General features: G+C 42.4%; 22 protein-coding genes and 1 pseudogene. 22 read left to right on the forward strand and 1 reads right to left on the reverse strand.

Features of this window, described 5'->3' with window-relative positions:
• Positions 1-4: 4 nt before the first annotated feature.
• From eno to KQI87_RS07820, 20 genes and pseudogenes are all read left to right on the forward strand, one after another.
• A pseudogene (gene eno / locus KQI87_RS07725) lies at positions 5-880 on the forward strand (phosphopyruvate hydratase); the annotation flags it as partial.
• A gap of 75 nt (positions 881-955) precedes the next feature.
• Positions 956-1,192: a preprotein translocase subunit SecG gene (gene secG, locus KQI87_RS07730; RefSeq protein WP_216459628.1), complete on the forward strand. Its 237-nt coding sequence runs from the start codon at positions 956-958 to the stop codon at positions 1,190-1,192.
• A gap of 300 nt (positions 1,193-1,492) precedes the next feature.
• Positions 1,493-3,841 (forward strand): ribonuclease R, encoded by a 2,349-nt coding sequence (rnr, locus tag KQI87_RS07735; RefSeq protein WP_216459629.1) that lies wholly within the window; start codon positions 1,493-1,495, stop codon positions 3,839-3,841.
• A 127-nt stretch (positions 3,842-3,968) separates the two neighbouring features.
• Complete coding sequence (smpB, locus tag KQI87_RS07740) at positions 3,969-4,439, forward strand: SsrA-binding protein SmpB (protein ID WP_025580321.1); 471 nt, start codon at positions 3,969-3,971, stop codon at positions 4,437-4,439.
• Between the two features lie 174 nt (positions 4,440-4,613).
• Positions 4,614-5,204, forward strand: a complete 591-nt coding sequence (locus KQI87_RS07745) for a cytidylate kinase-like family protein (protein WP_216459630.1) — start codon at positions 4,614-4,616, stop codon at positions 5,202-5,204.
• A gap of 100 nt (positions 5,205-5,304) precedes the next feature.
• The gene (locus KQI87_RS07750; RefSeq protein WP_216459631.1) at positions 5,305-5,679 is read left to right on the forward strand and encodes a hypothetical protein; all 375 of its coding nucleotides are present in this window, start codon (positions 5,305-5,307) and stop codon (positions 5,677-5,679) included.
• 5 nt (positions 5,680-5,684) lie between these two features.
• On the forward strand, positions 5,685-5,867 hold the full coding sequence (locus KQI87_RS07755; protein WP_216459656.1) for a hypothetical protein: 183 nt from the start codon (positions 5,685-5,687) through the stop codon (positions 5,865-5,867).
• Positions 5,821-6,291: a hypothetical protein gene (locus KQI87_RS07760; RefSeq protein ID WP_330655739.1), complete on the forward strand. Its 471-nt coding sequence runs from the start codon at positions 5,821-5,823 to the stop codon at positions 6,289-6,291. The genes KQI87_RS07755 and KQI87_RS07760 overlap by 47 nt, the downstream gene beginning before the upstream one ends.
• A 190-nt stretch (positions 6,292-6,481) precedes the next feature.
• A complete protein-coding gene (locus KQI87_RS07765) occupies positions 6,482-6,679 on the forward strand; it encodes an AraC family transcriptional regulator (protein WP_216459632.1) in 198 nt (65 codons plus the stop codon).
• Positions 6,680-6,809: 130 nt separating this feature from the next.
• Positions 6,810-7,901: a hypothetical protein gene (locus KQI87_RS07770; RefSeq protein WP_216459633.1), complete on the forward strand. Its 1,092-nt coding sequence runs from the start codon at positions 6,810-6,812 to the stop codon at positions 7,899-7,901.
• A 110-nt stretch (positions 7,902-8,011) separates the two neighbouring features.
• Positions 8,012-8,707, forward strand: coding sequence for a UMP kinase (gene pyrH, locus KQI87_RS07775; RefSeq protein WP_216459634.1), 696 nt, complete (start codon positions 8,012-8,014; stop codon positions 8,705-8,707).
• Between the two features lie 112 nt (positions 8,708-8,819).
• Positions 8,820-9,371 carry a ribosome recycling factor gene (frr, locus tag KQI87_RS07780; RefSeq protein WP_216459635.1) on the forward strand — a complete coding sequence of 184 codons (552 nt, stop codon included), beginning with the start codon at positions 8,820-8,822 and terminating at the stop codon, positions 9,369-9,371.
• A gap of 211 nt (positions 9,372-9,582) precedes the next feature.
• The gene (locus tag KQI87_RS07785) at positions 9,583-10,290 is read left to right on the forward strand and encodes an isoprenyl transferase (protein ID WP_216459636.1); all 708 of its coding nucleotides are present in this window, start codon (positions 9,583-9,585) and stop codon (positions 10,288-10,290) included.
• Between the two features lie 3 nt (positions 10,291-10,293).
• A complete protein-coding gene (locus KQI87_RS07790; RefSeq protein ID WP_216459637.1) occupies positions 10,294-11,088 on the forward strand; it encodes a phosphatidate cytidylyltransferase in 795 nt (264 codons plus the stop codon).
• 187 nt (positions 11,089-11,275) lie between these two features.
• Positions 11,276-12,418 carry a 1-deoxy-D-xylulose-5-phosphate reductoisomerase gene (gene dxr, locus KQI87_RS07795; protein WP_216459638.1) on the forward strand — a complete coding sequence of 381 codons (1,143 nt, stop codon included), beginning with the start codon at positions 11,276-11,278 and terminating at the stop codon, positions 12,416-12,418.
• A 1-nt stretch (position 12,419) separates the two neighbouring features.
• A complete protein-coding gene (gene rseP / locus KQI87_RS07800; RefSeq protein WP_216459639.1) occupies positions 12,420-13,715 on the forward strand; it encodes an RIP metalloprotease RseP in 1,296 nt (431 codons plus the stop codon).
• A gap of 367 nt (positions 13,716-14,082) precedes the next feature.
• Positions 14,083-15,555, forward strand: a complete 1,473-nt coding sequence (locus KQI87_RS07805; RefSeq protein ID WP_216459640.1) for a sensor domain-containing diguanylate cyclase — start codon at positions 14,083-14,085, stop codon at positions 15,553-15,555.
• Between the two features lie 53 nt (positions 15,556-15,608).
• Positions 15,609-15,809 carry a hypothetical protein gene (locus KQI87_RS07810; protein WP_216459641.1) on the forward strand — a complete coding sequence of 67 codons (201 nt, stop codon included), beginning with the start codon at positions 15,609-15,611 and terminating at the stop codon, positions 15,807-15,809.
• Positions 15,810-16,138: 329 nt separating this feature from the next.
• Positions 16,139-17,617: a UbiD family decarboxylase gene (locus KQI87_RS07815; protein WP_216459642.1), complete on the forward strand. Its 1,479-nt coding sequence runs from the start codon at positions 16,139-16,141 to the stop codon at positions 17,615-17,617.
• Between the two features lie 281 nt (positions 17,618-17,898).
• Positions 17,899-18,630 (forward strand): DUF554 domain-containing protein, encoded by a 732-nt coding sequence (locus KQI87_RS07820; protein ID WP_216459643.1) that lies wholly within the window; start codon positions 17,899-17,901, stop codon positions 18,628-18,630.
• Between the two features lie 26 nt (positions 18,631-18,656).
• On the opposite strand, the gene KQI87_RS07825 is transcribed toward KQI87_RS07820, so the two are convergent.
• Positions 18,657-19,541 carry a LysR family transcriptional regulator gene (locus KQI87_RS07825; RefSeq protein ID WP_216459644.1) on the reverse strand — a complete coding sequence of 295 codons (885 nt, stop codon included), beginning with the start codon at positions 19,539-19,541 and terminating at the stop codon, positions 18,657-18,659.
• Positions 19,542-19,895: 354 nt separating this feature from the next.
• On the opposite strand from KQI87_RS07825, the gene KQI87_RS07830 reads away from it, so the two are divergent.
• Both KQI87_RS07830 and KQI87_RS07835 read left to right on the forward strand, forming a co-directional pair.
• The gene (locus KQI87_RS07830) at positions 19,896-20,465 is read left to right on the forward strand and encodes a UbiX family flavin prenyltransferase (protein WP_216459645.1); all 570 of its coding nucleotides are present in this window, start codon (positions 19,896-19,898) and stop codon (positions 20,463-20,465) included.
• Between the two features lie 48 nt (positions 20,466-20,513).
• Entirely contained in the window at positions 20,514-20,906 is a 393-nt protein-coding gene (locus KQI87_RS07835; protein ID WP_216459646.1) for a prenylated flavin chaperone LpdD, read from the forward strand.
• The last annotated feature ends 53 nt before the right edge of the window (positions 20,907-20,959 follow it).

Below are 20,959 nucleotides of genomic sequence, written 5' to 3' on the forward strand. Positions count from 1 at the left end.
TTGTGTCATTAGCTTGACACAAGGGGGACGCCATGCAGATAATACTGTAGACCTGCAGGAGTTCATGATCATGCCTGTTGGTGCAAAAAACATGGAACATGCTATCCGTATGTGCGCAGAAGTGTATCAGTTCCTCAAAATCATCCTGAAGCACAGAAATCTGTCAACTGCAGTAGGCGACGAAGGCGGCTTTGCACCAGACCTTCCTGATTCGGAAAGTGTTCTGGAACTGATCATAGAAGCAGTAAAAAAAGCAGGCTATGAATCGGAGAAAGACATCTGCATTGCTATTGATGCCGCAGCCAGTGAACTGTATGATGAAGAAAGAGGCGTATACGTTTTTCCGGGTGAGGGAAAGATGAAAGGCGAAGAAGTCCTCAGAGATGCAGGAGAGATGATTGATTATTATGAGAAATTGATCGAGAAATTCCCGATCGTTTCCATCGAAGACGGTCTCGAAGAAGACGACTGGGAGGGATGGAAGCAGATGACAGAGCGACTTGGAAAAAGGATCCAGCTTGTGGGTGACGATCTGTTTGTAACCAACATTAAGCGTCTCGCCTGCGGAATCAGACTGCAGGCAGCCAATGCAATCCTGGTAAAAGTAAACCAGATCGGAACTCTCTCAGAAGCACTGGATGCCGTAGAAATGGCCCAGAAATCCGGATACAGAGCCGTAATTTCCCACAGATCAGGCGAATCCGAAGACTCCTTTATCGCAGACCTCGCAGTAGCCACAGGCGCTGGCCAGATTAAAACCGGAGCCCCCTGCCGCTCAGACCGAAACGCCAAATACAACCAGCTTCTGCGCATTCATGAGGCGCTTGGAGAGCTGGAAGTGTATGAAAATCCTTTTAAAGAGGCCGAAAAAACCTGTTAAAAACTCCGAAATGTAGTTGAAATCCCATTCCGGCTATGTTACAATGAAACTCAGTTGATTAGGAGGTGTAACGAAGTGCAGATTGTTAAGATTATTCTGAGTATCATTTTCATAATAGATTGCATCGCCCTTACAGTCGTAGTTCTTATGCAGGAAGGTAAGCAGCAGGGACTTGGTGCCATTGCCGGAGCAGCAGAGACATACTGGGGTAAGAACAAGGGTCGTTCCATGGAGGGCGGACTTGTTAAGGCTACTACTATTATGGGAGTTTTATTTTTCGTAATTTCTGTAGCGTTAAATATGCTGGGTTAATTTAGAATGAAACTGGAAACACTCTTGTCACGTACAAGGGTGTTTTTTATGTCATATAAAAACATTTTGAATCACTTTTCTGATATAATAAATGATATGATATCGGATTCCATACCTTTTTATCCTGACATTAATGATATTGAACATTGTCTCGAATGAAAAAGAGAACAACTGCACTTTTAGATTGGCTATGAGTGAGACGCAAATGTGGATGATTTTATCCGTCTGATTCAAGCTACGAGGGAATGGGAATACATTTATTCACCTGATATTTTATAAGTTATGAATTAAAGGAGCAACATGAAGAAAAAAGATATAGAACGAAGAAAGAAGTTTATCCTGGAACTGCTGGGGGATCCCATTTATAAACCAATGAGACTCCGCGAGATCTCTACACTTCTGAGACTTTCCAAAGAAGAGAAGCGAGACCTCTACGATGTTCTGGATGAACTTTGCTATGAGGGAAAAGTATCCGTAGACAACAAAGGCAGATACGAAAAGGTCAAAGGAAAATGGAAGAAGAAAAAAGACGACCGTTACTATGATGACCGAAGAGAAGAATATGGCGCAGACCATGGCAAAAAGAAAAAAGACAAACTGAAAGATAAGAACAGAGACAAGGCCAAAGAGAAAAGCCGCGGAAGAAATCGCGACAGAGATTTCCGGGAGGAAGACAGTTATAAGGAAGAGTACCTTGAGGGAATTCAGGCAGAGGGAACTTTCATCGGTCATCCGAAAGGCTTCGGTTTCGTAGAAATCGAAGGACAGGAAGAGGACATCTTTATCCCTGAGTCTGATACTGGCACAGCTATGCATCAGGACAAAGTACGTATCATTATCCGTGACGGACAGAAAGAAGGCAAGCGCAAAGAAGGCGTAGTAGTCAAAGTTCTGGAACGTGGCATGCCGGAAATCGTAGGTACTTACCAGTTAAACCGTGACTTCGGTTTCGTGATCAGTGACAACCCGAAATTCTCTAAAGACATTTTTATCCCACGTAAAGAAGCAGCAGGAATCAAAAATGGAGATAAAGTAATCGCAGTGATCACGGATTACGGCTCCAAGAATAAGAATCCTGAGGGAAAAATCAAGGAGAACCTTGGAAATATCCGCACACCGGGCACAGACATTCTGGCAATCGTCAAGAGTTTCGGAATTCCGAGCGAATTCCCGGAGAAAGTAATGAAGCAGGCACAGCGTGTCCCGGATCATGTGCTGGATGCAGACAGAGACGGCAGACTGGATCTGAGACATCTGCAGACGGTCACCATTGACGGCGAAGATGCCAAAGATCTGGATGATGCGATCTCATTGACAAAAGAAGGAGACATTTACCATCTTGGAGTTCATATCGCAGATGTAAGCAACTATGTACAGTATAACAGTGCCCTGGACAAAGAAGCATTGAAACGTGGAACCAGTGTTTATCTGGCAGACCGTGTTGTACCAATGCTTCCGGAACGTCTTTCCAATGGAATCTGTTCCCTGAATCAGGGAGAAGACCGCCTGGCATTAAGCTGTCTGATGGACATCAACGAAAAAGGTAAGGTAGTTTCGCACCAGATCGCAGAAACAGTGATTAACGTAAATGAGCGTATGTGTTATACTGATGTAAAGAACATTCTTGAAGACACAGATGAAGACGCAAAGAAACGCTATGAGGAACTGATACCGATGTTCTTTATGATGAAAGAACTGTCTGGAATCTTAAGAAACAGCCGTCATCACAGAGGATCTATTGACTTTGATTTCCCGGAGAGCAAGATCATTCTGAATGCAGCAGGAAAAGCCATCGACGTAAAGCCATATGAAGCAAATGTGGCAACTAAGATCATCGAGGATTTCATGCTGATGGCAAACGAGACTGTAGCACAGGAATACTGCACAGAAGAGATTCCGTTTGTATACAGAACCCACGATAATCCGGATCCTGAGAAAGTGGAGAGTCTTCTGACATTGCTTCATAATCAGGGAGTAAAGATCCAGAAAGCAAAAGAAGAGATCACTCCAAAAGAAATCCAGCAGATTATTGAAAGCATCGAAGGACTTCCGAATGAAGCAATGATCAGCCGTCTGGTATTGCGTTCCATGAAACAGGCGAAATACACCACAGAATGCAGTGGTCACTTCGGATTGGCAGCAAAATATTACTGCCATTTCACATCTCCGATCAGACGTTACCCTGACCTGCAGATCCACAGGATCATCAAGGATAACTTACGAGGCAGACTGATGCGTGAGGGAAGAACAGAACACTATGCGGAAATTCTGGATGAAGTTGCGAGACAGTCCAGTGTGTGTGAACGCCGGGCAGATGAGGCGGAGCGTGAATCAGACAAGCTGAAGAAAGCAGAATATATGTCCTATCATCTGGGCGAAGAGTTCGAGGGAATTATTTCAGGTGTTACCGGATGGGGACTCTATGTGGAACTTCCAAACACAGTAGAAGGTCTGGTACATGTCAACACTCTGCGTGATGACTACTATATTTTTGACCAGGAAACCTATGAACTTCGCGGTGAGATGACAAAGAAAGTCTACAAGCTTGGAGATAAAGTCCGTGTCCGTGTGGCAGATGCAGATAAAATGCTCAAAACTGTAGACTTTGAACTGGTTTCCAATGTCTGGGATAATGAGGAAGAAAATTAAGCAACAAATTTGCATGTATTTACATGTAAATCTAACGGAAATCCGATAAATCATTTTATTTGCCGGACAATCTGTAATTTATAGCAAAAATATGTTATAACTGTATAAAAATGGCTTGGAGGATATTATGGCAAAGAAAAAAGGAATGAAGCTGATTGCCAATAATAAAAAGGCATTTCATGACTATTTTATAGAAGATACTTATGAAGCCGGCATTGCCCTTGCAGGAACAGAAGTAAAATCCCTGCGTATGGGCAAATGCAGCATCAAAGAATCCTTTATCCGTGTAGAGAACGGAGAGGTTTACATCTACGGAATGCATATCAGCCCTTATGAAAAAGGTAATATTTTCAACAAGGATCCGCTGAGAATCCGTAAGCTTTTGCTTCACAGATACGAGATCAATAAGATTGAAGCAAAGCTCAAAGAAAAAGGTTTAACTTTAGTACCTCTGAAAGTTTACTTCAAAGACAGTCTTGTAAAAGTAGAGATCGGCATGGCCCGAGGCAAGAAACTCTACGACAAGAGACAGGATATCGCGAAGAAAGATCAGAGAAGAGAAGCAGAGCGCGACTTCAAGGTTAAGAACCTGTACTAGAGCGTGTTTTGTACATGCTCTAGCAATATTACCAAATCCTTTAGATTAGAATTGTGAAATGTTATGAAAATTCTAATGGATATTGCAAAAATATTCGAAAATTTTTATAATATGGCTAGATAAAAAAATAACAATTCATTTTCAGGCAGATGAGCTGAAAGGAGTGGTGCCCCTATGAAAACAATCACGATCAGCAGACAGTATGGAAGCGGTGGAAGACACATTGCAGCTTTGCTTTCAGAGAAGATGGGAGTTCCCTTTTACGACAGTAAACTTTTGCTGAAAGCAGCAGAGAGACATGGGATCAGCCAGGAGGTTATTGACGAATTTAAAGGCAAGACCAGTCTTCTCTATGCGATCGGAGTAATGATGTCAGAAGAATCACAAGATAAAAGACGCCAGACGATTCCTGAGAAGATGTTTCATGCACAGGAAGAAGCAGTGAAACGTCTGGCACAGGAAGGTCCGTGTGTTTTTGTTGGAAGATGCGCAGACCAGATTCTGAAAGACGATAACCAGCTGCTTCGCGTGTATATTTATGCATCTAATATGGAAGACCGTATTAAACGGATCAAGAAGAATAAAAATCTTTCTCAGAGAGAGGCACTTGACAGGATCGCATACAAAGACCGCCAGAGAAGAGATTATTATGATTTTTATACAGGTCATGAATGGGGAAAGATGGAGAATTACGATATCTGCCTGAATACATCGGTTTTGTCAGAGGAAGAGTGTGTAGAACTTTTGATGAAACTTGCAGAATAAAATAAATATGACCAAAAAGAGATGACACAGGACTGCCAGAGTAGCATGGCAGTCCTTTCTGTCTATATTAAGAAAAGTTTTATGAAATGATGGGGGAATTATGAAGAGAGGGAAAAACACATCAGTCAAATGGAAGATGGTAGGCATGATCCTGTTATACTGGGCGCTTCCATTTGTATTGATGCTGGCACTTGTGGGGCATATCATGGCAGACCGGCAGGAGAAGACCGGTCTGGAGCGTATGGCAGCACAGCTTGAAATGGATAATCAGAACAGTATCGAACGGATTGACAGTGCCATCAGCGATTCACGCCAGGCCACATATGACAAAACATTGTACAGTTATTATGACGAATTTCGTAAAGGCAGCGTAAACTTTGACACGGTATACAACAAAGGTCAGTACTATATGGCAAAGCAGTATGGAAAAACTGCTTTGAATCACTGCTGCACTTTTATGACAACGCAAATGTAAAAATTGTGCTGGACGGAAAAAACATCGTCACACAGGGAAATGCAGAAATCTGGAAAGATGCACCGGAAGCAGAGAAAAAAGGTTCTGCTGTATACACAGTAAAAGATAAGAAAGCATATATCTGCCATATGGTAAAGGGCAGTGACGACCATTTATCCGATCTTATGGGTTGTGCTGAACTCCTTTAAGGTAAAAGACAAGATCATGGTAGATTCCTTTGCGCTTCCTGTCGGAGATCTTTTTACCACAGCCAATTACAAGATGGCGTTTGAGAGACTGGGGATCGCAACGGCATACAGAAACAGTATGATCATCTCCGGAACCGTGGCACTGGCAGTTATCCTGCTGGCAGGAATGGCATCCTTTGCAACAGTAGCGATCTTCTCATTCCTCTGGAGTTATAATGATCTGTTTACACAGATGTTCTTCCTGAGAAATAAGAAGTTCTGGGCGATCACCCGACTGATGCAGATGCTCACATCCAAAGAAGGAACCAACTACGGATTGATGGCATCTACGGTTTCACTAGTAGTTATTCCGGTCATTATCGTATATATTTTCTTACAGAAATATATCATAAAAGGAATGACAGCCGGAGCAGTTAAGGGTTAATAAAAGTTGATAAAAAGATTTCTGATGTAATTGCGAGCTGGTATCTAACGTATAGCAACAGATATCGACAGAAAAAACAGAAATCCGAAAAAATGAAATATAAGGTATTGCATAAAAAGGAGCATCCGCTGATTACAGGGGGTGTTCTCTTTTGTGCAATAATAAGAAATGGGAAAACGGGGGATTTTTTATGTATAAAGTGGTTATTATTGATGATGAACCGATCATTGTGGAAGGACTGTCAAGACTTCTGCCATGGGAACAGTATCACTGCAGGATCGCTGATGTGGCAGAAATGGTCGGATTTACAGACGTGGCACATTTTTCCAGAGTATTTAAGAAGACAGAGGGAATTTCTGCAAATGAATATAGAAATACGAAACTCTAAAAGTCTTAAAATTGTATGAAATCAGTAGAGGTTTGGTTGACAAGTTTTCGATACTCTGCAATAATAGGAAATTGAAAAAATGACAATGTAAAAGAAAAAAGATATTCCATATAGCAGGAGGGAATATATTATGAAAAAACGTTATTTAATACTGGCAGGTCTGCTGGTAATGACAGTGGCAGCTGCCGGATGTGGTAAGAAACAGACAACAGAAGAAACGCCTGTAGAGGCAACAGCTACCCCGACTCCTGAAGTAACCAAGGCAGTCGATATGGTAGATATGCAGCAGACATCAGATGAAGATATAAAGAATGTAATGGGAGAGAAGACTTCCACAGCATCTAAGATTGTATTTGTAAATAATACAGGAGATGACATCCAGTCAGTCTATATCCGTACTCATGTGGATGAAGACAGTGAGGATTATGATGCAGACGAGGATGACGTATGGGGAGACGACCTGATCAATGGAATGTTTACTCTGACAGACAAGGACAAAGCACTGTATTATATGCAGACAGCAAATACACAGGCAACAAGTACGCAGACATCGGGAACGGATACATCAGATACACAGACAACAGCATCTAACAAAATGACGGCTTCTTATGATATCCGTATCACATATACAGATGAAGACAAGAACGAATGCTTCTTCCGTGACATTCCTCTTGGAACGATTTCACAGATTACATTATGCATGGACGGCACAGATGATGATGCCATTCCGTATGCTAAATATCTGACAGGTACTTCAACAAAAGAAGTATCCACACTTGCGGCAGTAAAGAAACGTCTGGGACTGGATGACAGCAGTGATTCTGAGTCAGATTCTACAGATAGCAGTAATACAGATTCTACAGATAATACAGACTCTACAGACAATAATAACAACAGTGACAGCGGAAATAATGGCGGCACAGGCGGTCAGGACAGCGATGGAAATGGCGGCTCTGATACAGATCCGGACGGTGACGGAAATGGCGGTGGTAATACCGACGATCCAGATGATCCGGGCGACGGTGGAGATATGATCTCTACAGCAGAGCAGTATATCGGTCAGTCTCTGGACGCACTTGAGAGTGCATGTGGTTCTCCACAGGGCAGCAGCTATGAGGATGACCCTGAGACAGGCAAGACAGGATTCCACTATTACAGCAATTTCACAGTTTCTACAACAGTTGATGAAAATGGTAATGAAATTGTTGCCGGAATATGGTAAAATAAGAATACCAATGTAACAGAAGAGGAGAAGTGATGTCTGCCTCTTTGAGACAGGTATCATCAACTTCTGTTATCTGCGATAAATTTAATTTTAGGAGACAGTTATTTATGAAGCGTGTATTATTAAAATTAAGCGGTGAAGCCCTTGCCGGAGAGAAGAAAACCGGATTTGATGAGGCAACTGTTATTGAAGTTGCAAAGCAGATCAAGACAATTGCAGAAGAGGGTCTGCAGATCGGTATCGTGATCGGCGGAGGTAATTTCTGGAGAGGACGTACAAGCGAGACCATCGATAGAAATAAAGCTGACCAGATTGGTATGCTTGCAACAGTTATGAACTGTATTTATGTATCTGACATCTGCAGATACCTTGGATTAAAGACAGAGATCTTTACCCCATTTGTATGCGGCGCTTTCACAAGCCTTTATTCCAAAGATGCTGTAGAAGAGAGCTTTGCACAGGGCAAGATCGTATTCTTTGCAGGCGGTACAGGACATCCGTACTTCTCAACAGATACAGCTACCGTACTTCGTGCAGTTGAGATTGAAGCAGAAGCAATCCTCCTTGCAAAGGCAGTTGACGGAATCTATGACAGCGATCCTAAGACAAACCCGAACGCAGTAAAATATGATGAGATCTCCATCGAAGAAGTAGTTGCAAAGAAACTGGCCGCTATGGACCTGACAGCGTCTATCATGTGCATGGAGCAGAAGATGCCGATGCTGGTATTCGCACTGGATGAGAAAGACAGCATCATCAATGCAGTTCACGGTAAATTTGTCGGAACTAAAGTTACTGTATAAATTTACAGAAAGAAATTGAGGGACAAGAAAATCTGAGCGTACGAAGAGAGATTTTTGAAACCCCGGTATTTCATATACGAAACAAAAACTATAAAAGAGGGAGACTAACCTAATGGATGAAAGAATTCAGAAATATGAAGACAAAATGAAAAAGACACTGGCAAGCCTTGACAGCGAACTGGCTACAATCCGTGCAGGACGTGCAAACCCGCATATCCTTGACAAACTTACAGTAGATTATTATGGAGCTCCGACACCACTTCAGCAGGTGGCAAACATCACTGTTCCGGAAGCACGTATGATCCAGATCCAGCCATGGGAATCCAGCCTGATCAAAGGAATCGAGAAAGCAATCCTTGTTTCTGACCTTGGTTTAAACCCAAGCAACGATGGTAAAGTAATCCGCCTTGTATTCCCGGAACTTACAGAGGAACGCCGTAAAGAACTGGTAAAAGACGTTAAGAAAAAAGGCGAAGCTGCCAAAGTTGCAGTCCGCAACATCCGTCGTGATGCAAACGATGCATTCAAGAAACTTGCAAAACAGGATGTATCTGAGGACGAAGTAAAAGAGCTTGAGGATAAGATCCAGAAGAGCACAGACAAATACATCAAAGAAGTTGATGCGGCAGTGGATGCAAAGAGCAAAGAGATCATGACCGTATAAGGGAAACGAAAAGGAGAGCTCCATGATGCGGGCTCTCTTTTTGTCTGAATGAAGTAATGTGACTAGCATAAATTCTTTGCATCGCAAAAGGTATTACCGGGCACGGAGTGAATAGTAATATATTGTTTACTTTGCCGGAGGAATATCTGAGAGATGATGCTGGTGAACAATAAATAAAATATAACAGAATAAGAAAAGGAAACAAGAGAGTATGAATGTACCAAATCATATAGCCATTATTCTGGACGGCAATGGCCGCTGGGCGAAAGCAAAAGGAATGCCGAGAAGCTACGGTCATGTAAAAGGATGCGCAAACCTGGAAACAGTCTGCGATTACATGAAAGAACTGGGCGTCAAGTATGTAACTGTATACGCTTTTTCCACAGAGAACTGGAAACGTTCCAGAGAAGAAGTAGACGGACTGATGAAACTGTTCCGCAGTTACCTTAAGAAATGCATCAAGCTGGCAGACAAAAATAAAATGAGAGTCCGCGTGATCGGTGAAATTTCTGCCTTTGATCAGGATATCCAGGACAGCATTGTACGTCTGGAAGAATACTCCAGCAAATACGATGAAATCTATTTCCAGATTGCATTAAATTACGGCAGCAGGGATGAAATCGTCAGAGGTATCCGCAAACTTGCACAGGATGCAATTGACGGTAAAGTGAAACCGGAAGAAATTGATGAGCATGTATTTGAGAATTATCTGGACACAGCAGGAATCCCGGATCCGGATCTGATGATCCGCACAAGCGGAGAATTACGTCTTTCCAACTTCCTGTTATGGCAGCTTGCCTATACAGAATTCTATTTCACAGACGTAGCATGGCCGGATTTCAACAAGGCAGAACTGGTCAAAGCCATTGAGAAATACAATCAGAGAGACAGAAGATACGGGGGAGTAAAGGAGGAGTAATCGATGTTTAAGACAAGACTCTTAAGCGGAATCCTGCTTGTGATCATTGCACTTGCCACCATTATCAGTGGCGGCTATGTGCTGTTTTTCACACTTCTTGCTGTTTCACTTATCGGAATGAGTGAATTATATAAAGTAATGAAGGTGCAGGATGGCAAGTTAAATCTGCTGGCAGCAGCAGGATATGCAGGGGCAGTGCTTTATTATCTGGCAATGCTGCTTGATTTTGAGAAATACGGCGTACTGGCGATCATTTTCGGTCTGGTACTGATCATGTTTGTGTATGTATTCACTTATCCGAAATATGAAGCAGTACAGGTGATGCCTGCACTGTTTGGAATTGTTTATGTGGCAGTGATGCTGTCATTTATCTATCTGACCAGAAGCCTGCCAGGCGGAAAGTTCCATGTATGGCTTATTTTCTTATGTTCCTGGGGATGCGATACCTGCGCATACTGTGTGGGAATGCTTATCGGCAAACATAAGATGGCACCGATCCTGAGCCCTAAGAAATCAGTAGAGGGAGCAGTTGGCGGTGTAGTGGGAGCAGCACTTCTCGGTGTGATCTATGCAGCAGCAACTCAGGGACCAATGCTGGAATATGCAGTGATCTGCGCAGTAGGTGCTCTGATCTCCATGGTAGGTGATCTGGCAGCCTCCGCGATCAAGAGAAACCAGGGAATCAAAGACTACGGAAAATTAATTCCGGGCCATGGCGGAATCCTTGACAGATTTGACAGCGTAATCTTCACAGCGCCGGTTATTTATTTTCTTTCTATTCTGATGATTGAGATTTGATTAGCTTAATATTCTCTTGAATTAGATAAATGTTGAAGAGGATGGATTTTATCCATTTGTTTTAAAATGTAAATATTGTGTCAGAGAAAATAGGATATGTTCCTGACATCATATAGTGATAATAGTTGATATTATTTAACAGTTGGTCGATAGATGTAGACTGACTGAATGTTGAAACGAGGTATATATGAAAAAAGTAGCGATTTTAGGCTCCACAGGCTCTATCGGAACACAGACCCTCGACGTAGTCCGTGCAAACGATGATCTGGAAGTAGTCGGCCTTGCAGCAGGAAGCAACGTAGAGATGCTGGAGAAGCAGATCCGTGAATTTCACCCGAAGCTGGTTGCAGTCTGGAAAGAAGAAGCAGCCAGAGATCTGGAAACAAGAGTCCGCGACCTTGATGTAAAGATTGTAAGCCAGATGGGCGGTCTCATCGAGCTTGCCAGAATGCAGGAATCCGATATTCTGGTAACAGCCATCGTAGGAATGATTGGGATCAGACCTACCATGGAAGCAATTCTTGCAGGCAAAGACATTGCCCTTGCAAATAAAGAAACACTGGTAACAGCCGGACATTTGATCATGCCTCTGGCAAAGGAATTCGGTGTACAGATCCTGCCGGTAGACAGCGAACACAGCGCCATTTTCCAGGCACTTCACGGAGAGAAGAGAGAGCAGGTACATAAACTGCTGATCACTGCTTCCGGCGGACCTTTCCGCGGAAAGAAAACAGCAGATCTGAAGAATGTAACTCTGGAGGATACTCTGAAACATCCGAACTGGGTAATGGGACAGAAGATCACAGTAGATTCTGCAACTCTTGTAAACAAAGGTCTGGAAGTCATGGAAGCCAGATGGCTCTTTGATGTAGATCTGGATCATATTCAGGTTGTAGTCCAGCCGCAGAGTATCATCCACTCTATGGTAGAATTTGAGGACGGAGCAGTGATGGCACAGCTTGGAACTCCGGACATGAGACTTCCAATCCAGTATGCATTATGCTATCCGGACAGAAGATTCTTAAAGGGTGACAGACTGGACTTCCATATGCTGAAACAGATTACATTCGAAGAACCGGACAGAGAGACTTTTAAGGGACTTCCAATGGCAACCGAAGCTTCCAGAGCAGGCGGCAGCATGCCGACAGTATTTAATGCGGCAAATGAACTGGCAGTTCGCAAATTCCTGCAGAGAAAAATTGGTTTTCTGGATATTTACGAGATTATCGGGCAGTCTATGAGCAGACATACAGTAGTAAAGAATCCGGATCTGGATCAGATTCTGGAAATCGAGAAAGAAACTTATCAATGGATCGAAAGCAGGTGGTAGATTGAAAATTATTATTGCAATTGTCATATTCAGTGCAATCATTCTCTTTCATGAACTGGGACACTTTCTCTTTGCAAAGCTGAACAAGATCGTGGTCACAGAATTCTCTCTGGGAATGGGACCAAGACTTTTCAGTTTCGAGAAAGGCGGCACCAGATATTCACTGAAACTTCTTCCAATCGGCGGTTCCTGCGCCATGCTGGGGGAGGATACGGATATAGAGAATGAACCGGGAACCTTTAACAGTGCGTCTGTGTGGGGCAGGATTTCCGTAGTTGCCGCAGGACCGGTATTTAACTTTATCATGGCATTCGTATTATCTGTGATCATTGTAGGTGCTGTAGGATATGAACCATCCAGAGTTCTTTCCGTAAAGGAAGGTTCTGCGGCTGAGGCGGCAGGACTGAAAGAGGGAGATATTATTACCGGTTATCAGGGATATCACATTGATCTGGGAAAAGATCTCTATGTATATTCCTATCTGAACCAGCTGAAAGAGGGAGATACCATTAATCTGACTGTTAAGCGTGACGGAAAGAAGATGGACATTTCCTATAAGTCGGATACAAATGTGAGATACCTTCTGGGCTGCAATTTCAACGGGGATGATACTTCTGCCATGATAGTGGAATCTGTAATGGATGGAATGCCGTTGCAGGAAGCAGGGATTCAGCAGGGAGATGTGATCACATCCATTAATGGAGTGAAGATTACAAATGCAGCAGATTACCAGAAATATATTCAGGAGAATCCGCTGACAGAAAAGTCTGTAAAGCTTACCTATTCCAGGGACGGACAGGAATATGATATTACGGTTACACCAAAAGAATACCGTACGGCAGAATCAGGATTTACCTACAATATGTATTCTGAAAAAGCAAAAGGGCCGGATATAGTCAAATATGGTGCCGTAGAAGTAAAATATATGGTCCGTACAACAATTCTAAGCCTGAAAGAACTGGTCAGCGGAAAGCTTGGAATGAAAGATCTGAGTGGCCCGGTCGGAGTTGTGGATGCAATCGGAACTACGTATGAGGAAAGCAAGAGTGAGGGAACAATGATGCTGTGGATGAATATGCTCAACATGGCAGTTCTTCTTTCTGCAAACCTTGGAGTTATGAACCTCCTTCCGTTTCCGGCACTGGACGGTGGACGGCTGGTATTCCTTGTCATAGAGGCAATCCGCAGAAAACCGATTAACAGACAGGTGGAGGGAGGCATCCATTTCGCAGGGCTGATGCTGTTGATGGCGCTGATGGTATTTGTTATGTATAATGATATTGTTAAGCTGATCTGATCATCTGGCATACCAGTGTGGGTTTGAAAAAATCTCCCATAAAATGTGACGCATATCTTGCGTAAAGCATTTTTTAAACACACTTTAGAACCAATGTAATGTATATGATTAAAAAGACAGATATCTTGAAAGAAAATAGAGAGTCTGTCTTTTTTTGACGAAAATTTGACGATTTATCTGGATTTTCACAGTTCGATTTGATATATTAAAATTGTCCTGAAGGTTTAAGCGACAGATATATGTATTACACAAATCTGTTACAGAGGATTAACAGTGAAAGTATTTTGAACGCAGTTTCGGGAAAGTGTGTGTATAATGTAACCCAACAAAAGACAAACAGAAAAATGTGGGGTGAAAGGAGATGTTTATGAGAAAGAAAAATGAAATCACTGAGTATGTGGCTGCTGCTCTTATATTTGTGTGTGCGGTAGCAGTAAGTCTGGGCATATTTCTGGTATGCATGCAGAATTCTATTGAGCGTAACTCGCAGAAAGTAATTAAGACGAATGTTTCCAGACAGAGTGAACATATTAAAGCAATTTTGGATATTCATTATGGATATCTGAGGGGTATAGCAAAAGAGATTGGAAAATCCGAAGAACTTGTGTCGGATGAAAATATGGAAATGTTAATATCACTTGAAGAGGAAACTGCTTTAGAGCGTACAGCACTGATTGAAGCAGATGGTACGGCTCATTATGATAACGGAGCAGAGAAGAATGTATCTTCGAGGAGATATTTTAAGGAAGGAATGGAGGGAAAAGAAACACTAAGCGATCCACTGGAGAGCAGCGTAGATAAAGAAACCCGTGTAATTCTGGGCGTACCGGTCTGGAAAAACGGAAAAGTGATAGGAGTTCTGGGTGGTTCTTATAACGTAACTGCATTAAGCCGTATGCTGTTTAACGATTTCTTTGAAGATGTAGGATATACACTGATTACTACCAGTGATGGTGAGATTATTGCGTATGATGGTGATTTTGCCTATCATGAGATTGAATATGGCGATAACTTCTTTGAATTTTATGATGATCAGACACTTATTTTTGATTCGTCCCTGACAGAAGTGAAAAAAGATTTTACAGTGGGTGCCGATGGACTGATGAAAATAAGAATTGGAAATGATTATAATTCAGACCGTTATCTGGCCTATACAGATATGGGATTGAATGACTGGATGATTTGTTATGTTATCCCTGTTTCTGAAGCGCAGAAATCTTATAACTTTGTACGAAGATATGAACTGATTTTTACAATCGGGTTTGGTGTTATGGCAAGCATCTTGTTCTTATGGGGATTTGTTAAGAACAGATCAACGAATAAACAGCTTATTCAGGCGGCCGAGACAGATGCTCTGACCAGTGCGTACAATAAGAGAAATACAGAAGAACGGATCCATAATGTTCTGCAGGAACATCCACAGGAACCGGGAACTTTTGTGATCATGGATGTGGATCATTTTAAGGAAGTAAATGATACATATGGACACATTACAGGGGATAAAGTCCTGCGCAAATTTGGCGAAGTGCTTCATGAGCATTTTCGTGAAGGAGACATTGTCGGCAGGATCGGTGGTGATGAATTTGTAGTATTTATGAGAAAAACGGACAGCAGAGAAGTGGCTGTTTCCAGAATCGAAAGTCTGATAAAAAAGGTTGAAGAATTATCATTCCCAGAAATGAATGGAAAGAATATTACCATTAGTGCCGGAATGGCATTTGCTCCGGAACATGGAACAGGATATCTTGATCTGTATAAGAATGCAGATACTGCATTATATAAGACGAAACAGAATGGCAGAGACGGGTATAATATTTACGAAGAAGAAAACAGAGAATAGAGAAAAGAATACAGAAAAATAAAACGAACAGAAATACGAAAGAAGTGTAGTGAATGGATGAAAATACAGTATTACCACTGATAAATTCAGCATTTGAGCCAGGACATGCAAAGGAAAAAGTAGAAAACTTCAAGGACAGAGGATTCCACGATGTAGCACTGGCAGAACTTTATTATTTCTCAGGAGAAGCACAGAAATGCAGCGACACTGTGGAAATTTATTTGATGAGTCCAACTTTGATAAGCTGCATGTGAGGAAGAGGGATGAATTGAAGGATTTTGTACTGAAATAAGTGATTATGATACTTTTTATATAGCATCAAAAACAGTAACGGCAGAACAGATAGAAACAGCAGAAAAAATACTTGAACTGGCAGAGCGATATTTATTGACGAATATAGCAGATGACTTATAACAGTAAATATCTGGCAGGAGAATCTATTCCATTCAGGAATAAGTTCTCCTGCTTTTTGAATTGCAGTTTCCTGTCTGGAAATGGTATGTTATCTATTGGAAAATATCAGGCAGAGACATTGGCGAGCGGCCTGATTTAGATAAGAAAACCACAGGGAGGAATAAGTATCATGAAAAACGTGGAAGTCAATGACCTGCATTCTGCTCTTGAGCTGCTGGAGTCTATTCCGGGACAGCTTGTGGAGACAAATGTGGAAGTAGATCCGAATGCAGAATTATCAGGCGTATACAGACATGTAGGTGCCGGCGGAACAGTAGAGCGTCCGACACAGGAAGGTCCTGCAATGGTCTTTAACAATGTAAAAGGCCACGAAGGTGCCAGAGTAGTCATCGGTGTGTTATCCAGCAGAAAGAGAGTTGGATATTTGCTGGGAGAAGATCCTAAGAAGTTGGGATTTCTGTTAAAGAACAGCGTAGAGCATCCGGTAAAACCGGTAGTAATTCCGAATGAGCAGGCGAAATGCCAGGAAGTAGTTCATCTGGCAACAGAAGAAGGGTTTGATATCCGCAAACTTCTCCCGGCTCCAACCAACACACCGGAAGATGCAGGCCCATACATCACACTTGGAATGTGCTATGCATCCAACCCGAAAACAGGAGAGTCTGATGTGACGATCCACAGAATGTGTTTACAGTCCAAAGATGAAATCTCTATTTTCCTGATGCCGGGTGCACGTCATATCGGATATTTCCGTGAACTGGCAGAAGCAGCAGGAGAACCGCTTCCGATCTCTGTCAGCATTGGTGTAGACCCTGCGATTGAAATTGCATCCTGCTTTGAGCCACCGACAACACCACTTGGATATGATGAATTACAGGCAGCAGGCGCGATCCGTAAGAAACCGGTAGAACTGGTACAGTGTCTCACCATCAATGAGCGTGCGATTGCCAATGCGGAATACGTTATTGAGGGAGAAATCCTGCCGAACGTTCGTGTCCGTGAAGACCAGAACTCCAACACAGGAAAAGCAATGCCGGAATTCCCTGGCTACTGCGGACCTGCTAATCCGGAACTTCCGATCATCAAGGTAAAAGCCATCACCACAAGAAAGAACCCGATCATGCAGACCTGTATCGGACCAAGTGAAGAACATGTTTCCATGGCAGGTATCCCTACAGAAGCAAGTATCCTTGCAATGGTTGACAAAGCGCTTCCGGGCAAATGCCTGAATGTATATAATGCTTCTTTTGGCGGTGGAAAATATGTGACCATCATGCAGTTTAAGAAGACCATGCCGTCAGACGAAGGCCGCCAGCGTCAGGCAGCGCTGCTTGCATTCTCAGCATTTGCAGAGCTGAAACATGTAATTCTGGTGGATGAAGATGTCGATATCTTTGATATCAATGATGTGATGTGGGCAATGACAACCAGATTCCAGGCAGATGTTGACCTGATCACGATTCCGGGTGTACAGTGTCATCCGCTGGATCCATCCAACAATCCTGCTTACCATCCGGGAATCCGTGAGCGCGGTGTTGCGTGCAAAGCAATCTTTGACTGTACCGTACCGTTTGATCAGAAAGACCGCTTCCAGAGAGCACAGTTCATGGATGTAGATCCGAAGCACTGGCTTCCGGATATGTTCTAAAAATTAATATTACTATTTTTCTGAAAATGAGTTATAATGATTCACTGTGCGCATAAGGTACTATTTAGATAGAGCAGCCTGCGAAAAATTAGTGTTATAATAATTCATCGCAGATGTGGAAGAAAAGAACTTTTGAACGTTCAGGAAGCGAAGAACAGAAGAAATTATAACAGGTTTCGGCGTATCAGAAATGATATTTGAACAATAAAGAAAAAAGTTCAGGCAGATGTCAAAATTACGGCACCTGCCTGAACTCAGGTAAAGGAGAGAGAAAAAAAGTTATGCCAATTGGAGTAATTATCAATGCGTTATCCGTAGTCATCGGCGGAATCCTGGGTGCACTTGTGGGACACAAGTTAAGTCCGAAATTCAAGGCGGACATTACCCTGGTATTTGGTGTATGTTCTATGGGAATGGGAATCAGTACCATCGGTCTGATGGAAAATATGCCCGCAGTTATTTTTTCCATTGTGATCGGTACAGGAATCGGACTTGCGATTCATCTTGGAGAGAAAATTAATGCCGGTGCAGGTGTCATGCAGCGTGCGATCAGCAAATTTATCAAAAATTCTAATTCAGAGCTTTCTGAGGATGAGTTCATGAATACACTGGTAACGATCATTGTATTATTCTGTGCCAGTGGAACCGGGATCTATGGTTCTATCGTATCTGGAATGAGCGGAGATCATTCTGTACTGATCTCCAAATCTATTCTGGATTTATTTACAGCAGCTATTTTTGCATGCAGTCTGGGAATGGTAGTATGTATGATTGCCATTCCACAGGTAATCATTTTCCTGATCCTGTTCTTTGCGGCAACAGCGATTTTCCCATTAACTACACCGGGCATGATCAATGACTTTAAAGCCTGTGGTGGTTTCCTGATGCTCGCAACTGGTTTCCGTATGGTGAAACTGAAGAACTTTCCGACTGCGGACATGATACCGGCGATGGTGCTGATCATGCCGATGTCATGGTTCTGGGTAAATTATGTGCTTCCGTTAGTGTCATAAAAAAATAAAGATTTTGTATCTGATTATCAGTCAGCAGTAATTTTGCTTTTGGCATAATCCCAGAACAATTTTCCAGCAGGAGAAAGTTGTCGATAGTCATTGCAGGCAAGGGTGATAGCACTGATGAAATCTTCTTTCAGAGGAATGATTGCTACACCTGGATGGTGGAGATATTCCACAGCATGCTGCATCAGCAGAGAAATGCCGTGATTTTTGCTTACCAGGTCAAGAATATTGTCCATGTGGGTGCCGGTATAAACTACGCGTGGTTCAAAACCTCTTTGTCTGCAGATTTCTGTGATTTTATCATAATGTAGAGTCGATTTGCTCAGCAGAAGCAGATTTTCGTTTCTTAATTCAGAGACGGAGAGCTGCTTCTTTTTACTGAAAGGATGACTCAGGGGGACGACTGCGGCCAGACGGTCGTCATAGAAATCAAGACTTTGACAGGAGGCGTCCAGATATTCTTTTCTGGTAAAAATGAAATCACATTCGTGGTTTTTGAGCCGGGAGCAGATATGGGTAGTTTCAGATTCCTCAATCTGCAGTTTGATATTTGGATGTGCAGTCTGAAAATCTGCCAGCAGTCCGGTGATATCATACTGTGCCATAACCGGGATGCTCGCGATGGTTAAGGTATCTTCTTTCTGAAGCTGGTAACTGGAAACTGTATGGATAAGTTTTTCATAGCTCTGTACAATAGAACGTGCATCTTTTAACACCAACTTTCCGGCTTCTGTAAGCTGAATCTGGCGCTTGCTCCGGTCAAAGAGCTGGATATTTAATTCCTTTTCCAGAGATTTGATATTCTTGGAAACAGAGGACTGGGTTGTATATAAATTCTCGGCAGCAGTGGAAAAATTGCCACTGCGGACGACTTCGAGGAAGTACTGGATCTGTTGAATGTCCATAATGGAGGCGCTCCTTTTTTGGAAATTTGGTGACTATTCAGCAGTTCATTATTCTGTAAGGTACTGAACAGTTCGGATTTGGATATTTTTTTGCTACAGGTACTTTATTTGCTGTTCTATGATAGACAAAGGGATGTACCTGGTTTGGCAGGATAAATGATATCAAGACTGGCTTCATTTTACCATAATTGATTCCTGACTGGAATAGGTGATGGAGAAAGAAGAATTGCGGTACAGTGAGGCAGAGGGTATAATGTGGATGAATTCAGATGAAGATACCTGTAATGAATATGAAAATTGACTGAATTTGACTAAGAATAAAGAAGAAAAAAATTTATCAGGAAAAGGAATAAAATGAAAAAGAGACTTGTGATTGGAATGAGCGGGGCTTCAGGAGCACCCCTTACAATAGAATTGCTGAAGCAGTTACAACAGTATAAAGAAATCATAGAGACACATCTGATCGTAACGAAGGGCGCAGAAATGACTCTGGAACAGGAGACAGATTATACCTTAGAGCAGTTATATGCGCTTGCAGACGAGGTACATGATAATCATAATATTGGTGCTGGTCCTGCAAGTGGAAGTTATCGCACAATGGGAATGATCGTGATTCCATGCAGTATGAAAACACTGGCAGGAATCGTCAGCGGCTACAGTGATAACCTTGTTTTGCGTGCGGCAGACGTAACTCTGAAAGAACGCCGCAAGCTGGTATTGGTAACCCGGGAAGCACCGCTTGGAACAGTACATCTCAGAAATATGTACGAGGCCAGTCAGCTTGGTGCAGTGATCATTCCGCCAGTACTCAGTTATTATAATCATCCGAAGACAATAGAAGACTGTAACCGCCATATTGTAGGGAAAATCCTTGACCAGTTCGACTTGGAAGGACAAGAATTTCACAGATGGATGGAAGAGTGAGTTAAAAGCTGATGTATAAGTATGGAAAGGAAGATATAAAAATATACTATGGAAAAAGGATTGAATTCTGCGCAGAACACAATAGAGCTTCATGTAGAATATATGAACTGTGACATTGCGGTATACTGCCAGCAGTTGGACTATGGATATGAAATAAGAATTTTCGGCGGACATCGTTCACACGTAGGTTCTGTAACGGTGGTAGATGGACAGGGCGCTTTACAGACAATCACACTGCCAGGCCACAAAGAAGATATCATCACCAGACAGTGGGCGTCACAGATTTGGGAAATCACGAGACAGCCGGTATCAGTGCTGGCAGGGGTGCATTACGATGATTTAAAGAAAGAACAGTTAATGGAAGTGATTCGGATATTAGATAAATTGCTTGCGGACTGTAAAACAGAATTACAGAAAAGAACACGCCCTCTCAGTGTATAATACTGAGAGGATTTTTATATAGTTAGAGAACATAGACATGCACCTATAATAAT

The sequence above is a fragment of the Blautia sp. MSJ-9 genome (genome assembly GCF_018919065.1).
In the GTDB taxonomy this organism is placed as follows: domain Bacteria; phylum Bacillota; class Clostridia; order Lachnospirales; family Lachnospiraceae; genus Blautia_A.